Here is a 10,697-nt window from a genome sequence, read left to right on the forward strand (position 1 = left end):
TGGCAGGCCGCGCGGCCGCTCGACGCCGACGAGGTGCTGGTGTCGTGCTTCGTGTCGCCAGGTTTCGACTTCGCCGATTGGCGACTCGCCGCATCGCCTACTCTGTAGAGGCAGACCCGCCTCGACACCTGGCGGACCCGCCCTGCCCCGCGCTCTCCTCCCTACCCTTCTTCGCCCTGGAGTCATCGTGCCCTTCGCCCTCTCCCTCCGCCGCGCAGCCGCCGTCACCGCTGCGGCCGCCGCCATCGCGCTCACTCTCTCCGCGTGCACCTCGCCGTCCTCCGACTCCGGCAGCGGTGACGGGTCGGGCCTCTCGACCGTGACCGAGGGCAAGCTCACGATCGCCACCGGCGAGCCCAACTACGAGCCGTGGTTCGTCGACGACGACCCCTCCAACGGCGAGGGCTTCGAGGGCGCGGTCGCGAACGCGGTCGCCGAGCAGCTCGGGTACGCGGCCGACGACATCGTCTGGGTGCGCACCACCTTCGACGGCGCCATCGCTCCCGGTCCCAAGGACTGGGACATCAATCTGCAGCAGTTCTCCATCACCGACGACCGCAAGAAGGCCGTCGACTTCTCGTCGCCGTACTACACGACCACCCAGGCCGTCGTGGCAGTGGGCGATTCGCCCGCCGCATCCGCGACCACCATCGACGAGCTCAAGGCCACCAAGGTCGGCGTCGCCAGCGGCACCACGAGCTACACGGTCGCGAAGGCTCAGCTCGGCGAAGGTAACCTCAGCGTCTTCAACTCGGTCGACGACGTCGTGCTCGCGCTCAAGGGCGGTCAGATCGACGCCATGATCACCGACCTCCCCGGTGCCTTCTACGTCGTCGGCGCTCAGCTCGACGACGGCGTGGTCACCGGACAGTTCGCCGACGCGAACGGCGGAGACGACTTCGGCATCGTGCTGCCCAAGGGCTCCGCCCTCACGGCCGACGTCACCAAGGCGGTCGATGCACTGCGCGAAGACGGCACGCTCGACGAGCTGCAGCAGAAGTGGCTCAGCGACGCGGTCGACGTCCCCGTCCTGAAATGACCTCGACGCCCGTCGACGCGGAGTGGCAGCCGAGCGAGCTCGAGCTGTCACGCCGCGCTCTGCGGCGCCGGGCCACCACGCGCTCGGTCCTGATCGCCTTCGGCAGCAGCCTCGCGCTCGCCGTGGTGCTGATCGTCGTCGTCGTCAACACCCCCGGTTGGGCGATCGTCAGCCAGACGTTCTTCGACCCCCAGGTGGCGCTCGAGAGCATCGGTCCGATCTTCCAGGGGCTGCTCGTCAACCTGCTCGTGCTCGTCATCGCGGTGGTGTGCGTCGCGATCCTCGGCACGCTCCTTGCCACCCTGCGCTCTTTGCGTGGCCCCGTGTTCTTCCCGCTGCGTGCGCTCGCCGCGGCGTACACCGACTTCTTCCGCGGCATCCCGCTGCTGATCGTGCTGTACCTGGTGGGCTTCGGCATCCCCGCGCTCGGGATCTTCCCGCGCATGCCCGCGATGTTCTGGGGCACGATCGCCCTGGTCCTCACCTACTCCGCCTATGTCGCCGAGGTGCTCAGGGCCGGCATGGAGGCGGTGCACCCCTCGCAGCGCATCGCCGCGCGCTCGCTCGGACTCACGCACGGGCAGACGCTGCGGATCGTCGTGATCCCGCAGGGCGTGCGCAAGGTCGTCCCCGCGCTCATGAACGACTTCGTGTCGATGCAGAAGGACGTGGGTCTGATCTCCGTCCTCGGTGCGGTCGATGCCGTCAGGGCCGCGCAACTGATGGTCGCCGAGACCTACAACTTCACCCCCTACGTCGTGGCCGGCCTCATGTTCATCGTGCTCAGCTGGCCGATGATCCGCCTGACCGACGTCGTCACGGCACGTCTGAACAAGCGCGAGCAGGCCGGAGGAGTCGTATGAGCGTGCCGGTGATCGAAGCCAAGGGCGTGCGCAAGCGCTTCGGCGACCACGACGTGCTGCGCGGCATCGACCTCTCGGTCGGCACGCACGAGGTGGTCGTGCTGATAGGCGCATCGGGTTCGGGCAAGTCGACGCTGCTCAAGACCATGAACCTCATCGAGGGGGTCGACGACGGGCAGATCTTCCTCTCGGGGGAGGACATCACCGACCCGCGGGTGGATGCCGACGCCGTACGGGGGCGGATCGGGGTCGTGTTCCAGCACTTCAACCTGTTCCCGCATCTCACCGTGCTCGACAACGTCACGCTCGCCGCGGTCCGCGTGCACGGGATGCGCAAGGCCGAGGCGCGGGCGAAGGCGCGCGCGCTGCTCGAGACGCTCGGGCTCGGCGCCAAGGCCGACGAGTACCCCGACCGGCTCTCGGGCGGACAGCAGCAGCGCGTCGCGATCGTGCGGGCGATCCTCACGCAGCCCGAGGTGCTGCTACTCGACGAGATCACCAGCGCGCTCGACCCGCAGCTGGTCGGCGAGGTGCTCGACCTCGTGCGCGAGCTGAAGGTCCAGGGCGCCACGATCGTGATGGCCACCCACGAGATGTCGTTCGCCCGCGAGGTGGCCGACCGCATCGTGTTCCTCGAGCACGGCGTGGTCGTCGAGCAGGGTCCGCCCTCGCAGGTGTTCGACGCCCCGCAGCAGCCGGCCACGGCGGAGTTCCTGGCCCGCGTGCGGCACTGACACCCGCTAGGACCCGCACGCGCCGACTTCATCCGATCGACGGATAGAAGCGGTACTGAGGGTGGATGTGTGCCCTCGGGCGTTCGTGTTGAGCTTGAGATCTCCGCTGAATCCTCGAGAGGTCTCCTTTGAGCACGCCCCACATCATCCCGTCATTCCCTGCGCCGACGGAGGACGCTTCGGTCGCAGACTCCGGCGACCGTCCGCGACGCGGAGGAGCCACCTCCACGGGTAGGCGCCGTATCGTCGGCGTGGATGTCGCGCGCGGACTCGCGCTGGTCGGGATGTTCGGCGCGCACCTGATGGTCGCGAGCGGTCCCGACTTCACTCTCTCGGATCCGTCGACGTGGCTGGACATCGTCAACGGGCGCTCCTCGATCCTGTTCGCCCTGCTGGCGGGGGTATCTCTCGCGCTGATGACCGGCGGTGCGCAGAACGCGACTGCGGACGAGCTGCGGAAGATCCGGTTGCGCCTGGTCGGTCGAGGAGCGGCGATCTTCGTGATCGGGCTGCTGGTCGAGCTGCTGGGCTCCGGCATCGCCGTGATCCTCACGCTGTACGGCGTGCTGTACATCCTGGCGGCGTTCACGGTGCACCTGCGCACCAGGGTGCTGGTGATCGCGGGGGCGGCGCTCGGCATCCTCGGTCCTCCGCTGCTCGCTCTGATCGGCACGCTCTCGCCGGATCTGGGTGGCCCTGGGCTGTCGCTGGTGCTGTTCGGCACGTACCCGATCACGGTCTGGGCGGCGCTGCTCTGCGCAGGCCTCGTGATCGGCCGCCTCGATCTGACCCGCGTGAAGACGGCGGTGGTCATGCTCGTCTACGGTGGGCTGGTGGCGATCGGCGGATACACGCTGGGTGGGCTGCTCACGCCGCCGCAGCAGGATGTCACGACGTCGAGCTCCGCCTCCGGCTCGAGTTCGGGTTCAGTTCCGGGCTCGATGAGCATGGTCCCGGGTGACGAGGTCGACATCTCCGGGCTGACCTGCCAGACGAGCGACGGCATCGTCGCCTGCTTCGCGCCCGAGAAGGCCTCGCTGTTCGGTGGCGACGGCGGTGGCGACGTCGACGGCCAGTCGTACTTCGACCGGGTGGCGTCGCAGGACCCGCCGGCGAAGATGCTCGAGGCCGTCACCAACTTCTCCGCCCACTCCGGCGGGGTGCTCGAGATCCTCGCATCCGGCGGATTCGCGGTGGCGATCCTCGGGCTGTGCCTGATCGTCACCCGCTACGCGAGGTGGGCGGTGGCACCACTGGCCGCCTATGGTGCTGTGCCCCTCACCGGCTACGTCATCCAGGCGATCCTCATCCTGGCGGGTGCGGCGACCTGGCTCCCGAACCCGGTGCTTCCCTGGATCGCGTTGTCGCTGCTGATGATGGCCGGCGCACTCGTCTGGACGCGCACGGTCGGCAAGGGTCCGCTCGAACGGCTCACGGCGCGTGCGGCCGATGTCATGGCGCTGACCGTGAAGGGGAAGAGCCGGGCCTGAGGACTGCCTCGTTTCGAGGAGGGGCGAGAGCGAGGCGGAAGGGCCGGGGGAGGGCGGAGCTCAGGCGAGCTCTTCCTCCTCCGGACGTCGTGGGCTCGGGTCGGGCGGCAGGATCTCGATCGGCGGTGCGGCCGTGCGCTGTGCCCGCCACCAGATCACGAAGCCGACCGCGGTGAAGACACCGTAGAAGACGTACATGAAGCCGGTTGCGTAGTAGCCGGAGCTGAACAGCAGCGGCACGCCGACCACGTCGACGGCGATCCAGATCAGCCAGAACTCGGTCCAGCCCTTGGCCATGCCGTAGGTCGCGAGCAAGGATCCGACGAACGTCCAGGCATCGGCCCACACCGGCTCCCACGATCCGAGCAGACGGAACAGCGGGGTCAGGGCGACCGTGCCGACGATCATCACGAGCACCATGCCGATGCGTGCGCTCGTCGGGGCCCAGCGGGGAACCACTCGCCCGCCGTCGAGATTCCGCCAGCGGATCCAGCCGTAGATGGCCACGGCGATGAACATGATCTGCCGACCGGCCTGCCCGAGCAGGTGCGGCAGCGACGGGTCGGGGCTCAGCGCTGAGCCCAGGAAGACCGTGAGAAGCAGCAGGTTGCCGATGATGCCGACCGGCCACGCCCACACCTTGCGGCGCATCCCGCCGAGGGCGCTCGCGAGGCCGAACGCGTTGCCCACGACCTCACGCACGAGGAGGGTCTGCCCGCCCGGCAGGATCCACTGCGAGTTGAAGGCTTCGACGAACCACTGCAGCAGGTCCATCGTCAGGATCCGGTGCGGGGTTCGGTGCCGGGTTCGGGGCGATCGTCGAGCACGAGTTGCAGCATGCTCAGATCGAGCCAGCGTCCGAACTTCGCGCCGACCTGCGGCATTCGACCGACCTCGACGAACCCCAGGCGCTCGTGCAGGGCGATGGAGGCCGCGTTGCCGCTCTCGATCCCGGCGATCATCACGTGCATCCCGGCGGCGCGGGCACGCTCGAGGAGGGCCGTCATCAGCGTGGTGCCGATGCCCCGACCGTGCTGGCCGTCCCGCACGTACACCGAGTGCTCGACCGTGTGACGGTATCCGCTGTGCGGGCGCCACTGCGCGTAGGAGGCGTAGCCCAGCACCCCGGTGTCGTCGGCGGCCACGATGACCGGAAAGCCACGGGCCGTGCGATCGGCGAGCCAGGAGATGCGGTCGGCGAGGTCGACCGCCTCCTCGTTCCAGATCGCGGTGGTGTGCAGCACGGCATGGTTGTGGATCGCGGTGATCGTCTCGAGGTCGGCGGTCTCGGCATCCCTGATTCGCACGGCTGTCATCGGCGGGCGGTCTCTCTTCTTCTGCGCTTCGGGTGCGCATCCTTCATCGGCGCTCGGGTGCGCATCGCCGACGCTAGCAGGAGCAGCGGCGTTCGGGTGCGCGGCGACCGAACAGTTACGGGGAGCGGCGCGCCGTCGCCGCTCTTGTCCCCCGAACGGCCTACAGACTCGCGCAAAGACCATGCGTACTGTGTAGAACGTATTGTTTTAGTCGGCGGGTGCATCGGAGGATCTCATGTCTTTGGAACACGCGCGTCGCACGACCGGGCGCACACGAGTGGCCAGCGCGCTGATCGCCCTCGTCCTGTCCGGTGTGGGAGTTCTCGCCTTGGCAGGCCCTGCCGCAGCCGCGCCGGGTGATTGCCCATCCGGGTACACGTGCAGTTACTCGGGTTACAAATACACCAACGACGCATGGCAGCAGCCGTCCACGCACAAGTTCGCGAACTGCGTGGATGTCATGGCCATCGGCTGGAGGTCCTACGGCAACGTCATCTCGTCCACCTTCAACAACGGTCGATCCCAGAACTCCTACCTCTACAGAGGGCCGAGCCAGGCGGGAGCGTATTTGTTCGTCCCGCGAGGGGGCGGCTTTGGGAACGTGGGGAGTTTTAACGATGACATCGAGTCGGGCTATTTCGAAACCACTCGGAGCAGTGTCGGTTCGGCCCTATGCCGGTGACCTGTCCGCGTATGGGTGGCCGCCTGTTCGTGACGACCGCCCTTGCGGTCACGGTTGCCGTGGGTCTGGCGGGGTGCACCGCGCCGGGCAGTGAGGCGGATGCGGGGGTGAAGAATCAAGCTGCGTGGAAGATGCCTCTTGATGAGTTCGTGGTGTACTCCCCGGAACTGGACAACTACGCGGAGCAGCTGTTGATCTCGGATTGTCTGGGTGCGCAGGGGTATGAGTGGCCGGTGCCGTGGCAGGACACGGAATTCCCCCGTGCGGAAGACGTCAACGAGGTGGATCTGCGGTTGTTCAATCTGGAACTGGCGAAGAAATGGGGTTACCACTTCGCGCGGCTGGATGATCCGGAGAGCGCGGAGCTGTGGTTGACATTCACTGAGACGGTCGATTCCTACTTTCCGAATCAGGAGTTGGATGACGCGCTCGTGGCCTGCACCGACAAGATCCGCGCGAAAGACAAGAGCTCTCTCTCCAACTTTGACGGACGGAACTACATTTCGGAACTGACGGCTCAGGCCATGATCATCGTGGAGCAGGATCCGGATGTGGCCAAGGCGGTGAAGGCCTGGCGGGAGTGTCTGACTCCACGGGTGGATTACGCGGTGACCCAGGAGCAGCCTTGGGAAGGAGCTCCCTCCGCTGAGAGACAGAAGTGGGGTGCGGTGACCGGATCGGACTCGCAGCCTTCGGTGGAGGAGCTTGCTGCGGCGGTTGCCGATGCGGAGTGCCAGGAGTCGAGCGGGTGGGCTTCGCTCTGGTACGAGCGGAATTGGGAGGAGCAGGAGAAGCTCGTCGCAGAGAACAGGGACAAGCTCGATCGGATCCGTGCGGACGCGATCGAACGGAAGAAGAAGCTGTTGACGATCGTGGCGGAGAACGCGCCAGCCGCGCCCTAGAGAGGCGGCGCGAGAGTTGGCTCGGTAACGAGCCTTGGCCGATCAGTGAGCAATGAGAGTTCGATGGATGAAGTAGCTGTGCCGGAAACGGCGAGACGGTCCCGCTGGATCGTCGTGATCGCCGTGGTGCTGATCGTGGCGCTGATTGGTGCGGGATTCTGGTTTGCCACGCAGTTCCAGTCGTCGGCGCAGCAGGAGGCCAACGCCAAGGCGCCCGCCCCCGGGCCGGTCTTCGCGGAAGTTGCGAAGGGTTCGCTGGATGGAGAGGTCGGCTTCACCGGGCAGGCGGGGCCGTCGACGCAGACTCCGGTGACGGTGCTTCCGGTCGCGGATGCGTCGCTCACCGTCGTCACCGGACGCCCATTGGCGACGGGTGCAACCGCTTCTTCGGGGCAGGTTCTCACCGAGGTCAATGGGCGTCCTCTCTTCGGTGTGCAATCGGCGTTCTCCTTCTATCGCGACATGGGCGTCGGGGATCGTGGACCGGATGTCGAAGCATTACAGGCCGCACTGGTGGCGCGGTCGTACCAGCTCAACGCTGATGGGCGATTCGGAAGCGAGACGGCCACGGCGGTGAAGCGCTGGTATCAGGACAGCGGCTATGAAGCCCCCACTCGCAGTGCCGCGGCAGAAAAGACGAGCCCGGGAGAGGGCGAGAAGTCGGCGGAGACGAGCGCGAAGGTGCCGACTGCTGAGGGGTATGTTCCTGTCGCCGAAATTCTGGCGATGCCTTCGGCGTCCGCTCAGGTCGTGCAGGGCGTTCAGGTCGGACAGCGTCTGGCGGCGGAGGGCGTGCCGGACTTCATCCTCGGGTCGGCGGATCTGGTGGTCACGATCACGGTTCCCGTCACCGATCTCGGGGATGTGGTCGCAGGCGACGCGGCTGTGATCTCGATCGGTGGCACTGAGGTCGAGGGCACCGTGGGGGACATCCGCCCCTCCGGCTCGGCCGAAGACCCAGAGGGAACGGGCTCGAATGGGGACGCGGAACAGGCAGCGCCCGAGGTCACCTTCGCCGTGGTCCCGAACGCAGCACTGCCGGGATCGGCCGGGCGGGCGCGGGTGACAGTGGTCAAGCAGATCGTGGCCGAGGACGCTTTGATCGTCCCGGTTCTCGCAGTCTCGGACCGAGGGCCTGACAAGACTGTTCTGACAAAGCAGCAGGCGGACGGAACGCTCTTCGAGGTGCCGGTCACGGTCCTGGGCACACTGCAGGGCGAGGTCGCCGTCGAGCCGCTCGAAGAAGGCGCCCTGGAGACCGGCGACCTGGTTCGAGTCGGTTGACGTGACGCTGATTCAGTTACGGGGAGTGCGTCGGACGTACTCGTCGGCAGGTCGGCCCGATGTCGATGCACTGCGCGGTATCGACCTGGAGATCGACCAGGGGGAGTTCGTTGCGATCGTCGGGCCATCGGGCGGTGGCAAGACGACACTGATGAACATTCTGGGTCTCCTCGACGACCCGACGGCGGGCAGCTATGTTCTCGACGGCGAGGAGGCTCGTGCCGGCGACGGCCGCCGTGCGGCGAGCGTGCGGGCACGGACGATCGGATTCGTGTTCCAGGCCTTCCATCTTCTCGAGGCCAGATCAGCCGTCGACAGCGTCGAGCTGAACCTGCTCTACCGGGGCGTGCCGCGTGTCGAGCGGCGTGAGAGTGTCCTCCGCGCCATCGACTCTGTCGGGCTCGCGGAACGCGCGTTCCAGAGCACCTCGACGCTGTCGGGCGGGCAGCGTCAACGCATCGCGATCGCCCGGGCGATCGCCGGGGACGCGAAACTGATCCTTGCCGACGAGCCGACCGGAAACCTCGACTCGGTCAACGCCGCTCGTGTTCTGGACGAGCTTGGACGCATCAATCGCGACGGGGCGACGGTCGTCGTCGTCACTCATTCGGCTGAGGTCGCGGCCCGGGCGCGTCGTGTGGTCCACATCGCCGACGGGGCGATCGTGTCCGACGAGCGACAGCCCGGCACCGGAGCGGATCCGGCACCCAAAGAGTCCGGGGATAGGTCGCTGGCTTCTGCAGTCGACGAGGGGCCCTTCCCTGTTCCGGGCGACGACGAGCAGGCGCAGCTCACCGGGCGCATCCGACTCGCCGACATACTGCGCGACGCCTGGGCGTCGGTGATGTCGAGAAAGTACCAATCGATCGGACAGGGGCTCGCCGTCGCCATTGCCGTGGCATTGACGATCACCACCCTCGGGCTTTCGGCATCGGCACGGGCCCAAGTGTCCGCCACGTTCGATGCTCACCTGAACCGCGAGGTCTCGGCGACGTGGTCGACGGGAGCCAAGCACTCGCTTCCGCCCGAGGAGGTTCCGCAGGCGATCGAGCGACTCAGCGGAGTGGATGCAGCCGCGGTCGTCATCGATCTCAATGTCAGCACGGTCTCGACGTTCGCGGAGGCACGCCAGATCCGGCCGCACGTCGCCATCGGAGACATCGTCGGCGCTGCGCGTCTCACCGTCGACGAGGCACCGTGGCATGAGGGACCTCTGGCTGCCGGTGAGGCCTACGTCGGAGATCTTCTCGCGAAGGACATGCAACTCAGCAGCATCGACGGCGCCCCCACGATCTCGGTTGATGGCATCACCTATGTCGTCGCCGGCATCATCACCACGTCCTCGCGTCTCCCCCTGCTCCGCGGTGAAGTGGTCGTCGGACCCCGCGAAGACATCACGGCGAAAGGGGCCGTCGATGTGACGATGTTGGCCGTGACTTCCTCCGGCGCAGCGCAGCAGGTCGCCAAGCAGTTGCCTTCGGCACTGAACCCGTACGAGCCGGACCGGATCGTCGTCGCTGCGCCGACCGATTCTGCACAGTTGAGAGGACAGGTCGAACAAGGGGTGCAGGCCACCCTCACCGCGTTCACGCTGCTCGCGCTGATCGTCGCGATCGCCGCACTCATGAACGCCACGCTCCTCGCTGTCAACGCACGCCGGGGTGAGATCGGCATGCGCAAAGCGCTCGGAGCCCGAGACCGACAGATCGGGGAACTCATCACCCTCGAATCCGCAATCGTCGGTGTCGTCGGAGGGGCCGCAGGTCTCGTGCTCGGCATGGCGGCAATCCTCGTCGTCACAGTGAGCCAACGATGGGCGCCCGTGTTCGATATCGTGCTGCTTCCCATCGCCATTGCCGTCGGCCTGATCGTCGGCGCCGGAGGAGGTGGATTGGCCTCCATCCGCGCCGCGCGTCTGCGCCCCGCCGAGAATCTCCGCAGCTGACATCCCTGCTGGACGTCGTGCGGGCGCGCTGCGGCCGAACAGTTACGAGGAGCGGCGCGCCGGTGTCGTGCTGACGGCCTCGCGCACGAGGATCGCTCGCCGCATGTCGGCCATGATCGGGTCGAAGAACCGCTCCCGGTAGCGTGCCTCGCTCACAGCGGAGAACACGAAGGGGAGGGCGGCGATCACGGCGAGCAGAGTGGCGGCCTTGAGCAGGTTGACGGTGAGCGGCAGCTTCGCCCCGAAGAACTCCAGGGGCTGCACCGCGAGCGGCTGGGCGGCGCTGCCGGGACCGAGCCAGATGCCGACGACGCCCTGGGGGATCGCGATGCCTCCGATCACGATCAGCAGCGCCGCGAGGAGCCCGGCGAAGAACAGCGCCTGCACGAGTTGCGCGACGGTCATCGCGAGCAGGATGTTGATGCGCTGCGGAGCGTGCAGG

12 protein-coding genes are annotated in these 10,697 nt (G+C 67.2%); 9 read left to right on the forward strand and 3 right to left on the reverse strand.

Translation table 11 applies throughout. From position 1 onward, the window contains the following. The 5 genes from DSP71_RS03545 to DSP71_RS03565 all read left to right on the forward strand — a co-directional run. Positions 1-108 (forward strand): cupin domain-containing protein (locus DSP71_RS03545; protein ID WP_147251187.1); only part of this gene is annotated, 108 nt, incomplete at its 5' end. A 79-nt stretch (positions 109-187) separates the two neighbouring features. Continuing rightward, positions 188-1,039 carry an ABC transporter substrate-binding protein gene (locus tag DSP71_RS03550; RefSeq protein ID WP_046748567.1) on the forward strand — a complete coding sequence of 284 codons (852 nt, stop codon included), beginning with the start codon at positions 188-190 and terminating at the stop codon, positions 1,037-1,039. Next, the gene (locus tag DSP71_RS03555) at positions 1,036-1,902 is read left to right on the forward strand and encodes an amino acid ABC transporter permease (RefSeq protein WP_058631961.1); all 867 of its coding nucleotides are present in this window, start codon (positions 1,036-1,038) and stop codon (positions 1,900-1,902) included. The genes DSP71_RS03550 and DSP71_RS03555 overlap by 4 nt, the downstream gene beginning before the upstream one ends. After that, the gene (locus DSP71_RS03560; RefSeq protein ID WP_113680371.1) at positions 1,899-2,636 is read left to right on the forward strand and encodes an amino acid ABC transporter ATP-binding protein; all 738 of its coding nucleotides are present in this window, start codon (positions 1,899-1,901) and stop codon (positions 2,634-2,636) included. The genes DSP71_RS03555 and DSP71_RS03560 overlap by 4 nt, the downstream gene beginning before the upstream one ends. 128 nt (positions 2,637-2,764) lie before the next feature. Continuing rightward, entirely contained in the window at positions 2,765-4,126 is a 1,362-nt protein-coding gene (locus DSP71_RS03565; protein WP_147251188.1) for a heparan-alpha-glucosaminide N-acetyltransferase domain-containing protein, read from the forward strand. Between the two features lie 60 nt (positions 4,127-4,186). Here the strand turns inward: DSP71_RS03565 and pnuC are convergent, their stop codons facing one another. Both pnuC and DSP71_RS03575 read right to left on the reverse strand, forming a co-directional pair. Further along, positions 4,187-4,900, reverse strand: coding sequence for a nicotinamide riboside transporter PnuC (pnuC, locus tag DSP71_RS03570; protein WP_113680373.1), 714 nt, complete (start codon positions 4,898-4,900; stop codon positions 4,187-4,189). Between the two features lie 2 nt (positions 4,901-4,902). Further along, positions 4,903-5,442, reverse strand: coding sequence for a GNAT family N-acetyltransferase (locus tag DSP71_RS03575; RefSeq protein ID WP_113680374.1), 540 nt, complete (start codon positions 5,440-5,442; stop codon positions 4,903-4,905). A gap of 235 nt (positions 5,443-5,677) precedes the next feature. Here DSP71_RS03575 and DSP71_RS03580 point away from each other — a divergent pair, with 235 nt between their 5' ends. The 4 genes from DSP71_RS03580 to DSP71_RS24510 all read left to right on the forward strand — a co-directional run bounded on the left by DSP71_RS03580 (position 5,678) and on the right by DSP71_RS24510 (position 10,255). Beyond that, the gene (locus tag DSP71_RS03580; RefSeq protein WP_113680375.1) at positions 5,678-6,124 is read left to right on the forward strand and encodes a peptidase inhibitor family I36 protein; all 447 of its coding nucleotides are present in this window, start codon (positions 5,678-5,680) and stop codon (positions 6,122-6,124) included. Positions 6,125-6,135: 11 nt separating this feature from the next. Continuing rightward, complete coding sequence (locus tag DSP71_RS03585) at positions 6,136-7,026, forward strand: hypothetical protein (RefSeq protein ID WP_147251189.1); 891 nt, start codon at positions 6,136-6,138, stop codon at positions 7,024-7,026. 63 nt (positions 7,027-7,089) lie between these two features. Continuing rightward, positions 7,090-8,310, forward strand: a complete 1,221-nt coding sequence (locus tag DSP71_RS03590) for a peptidoglycan-binding domain-containing protein (RefSeq protein WP_113680377.1) — start codon at positions 7,090-7,092, stop codon at positions 8,308-8,310. 1 nt (position 8,311) lies between these two features. Next, the gene (locus tag DSP71_RS24510; RefSeq protein ID WP_113680378.1) at positions 8,312-10,255 is read left to right on the forward strand and encodes an ATP-binding cassette domain-containing protein; all 1,944 of its coding nucleotides are present in this window, start codon (positions 8,312-8,314) and stop codon (positions 10,253-10,255) included. Positions 10,256-10,297: 42 nt separating this feature from the next. Here DSP71_RS24510 and DSP71_RS21910 read toward each other — a convergent pair. Further along, positions 10,298-10,697: hypothetical protein (locus DSP71_RS21910; protein WP_181800661.1), on the reverse strand; the 400-nt coding region annotated here is incomplete at its 5' end.

Origin of the sequence: Microbacterium sp. H6 (genome assembly GCF_003314775.1) — a bacterium.
GTDB lineage: Bacteria > Actinomycetota > Actinomycetes > Actinomycetales > Microbacteriaceae > Microbacterium > Microbacterium oxydans.

Coding starts and splice junctions, on each gene's coding strand:
- pnuC (WP_113680373.1), bottom strand. CDS start 4,900: ATGGACCTGCTGCAGTGGTTCGTCGAAGCCTTCAACTCGCAGTGGATC.
- DSP71_RS03585 (WP_147251189.1), top strand. CDS start 6,136: ATGGGTGGCCGCCTGTTCGTGACGACCGCCCTTGCGGTCACGGTTGCC.
- DSP71_RS03555 (WP_058631961.1), top strand. CDS start 1,036: ATGACCTCGACGCCCGTCGACGCGGAGTGGCAGCCGAGCGAGCTCGAG.
- DSP71_RS03580 (WP_113680375.1), top strand. CDS start 5,678: ATGTCTTTGGAACACGCGCGTCGCACGACCGGGCGCACACGAGTGGCC.
- DSP71_RS03590 (WP_113680377.1), top strand. CDS start 7,090: ATGGATGAAGTAGCTGTGCCGGAAACGGCGAGACGGTCCCGCTGGATC.
- DSP71_RS03560 (WP_113680371.1), top strand. CDS start 1,899: ATGAGCGTGCCGGTGATCGAAGCCAAGGGCGTGCGCAAGCGCTTCGGC.
- DSP71_RS03575 (WP_113680374.1), bottom strand. CDS start 5,442: ATGACAGCCGTGCGAATCAGGGATGCCGAGACCGCCGACCTCGAGACG.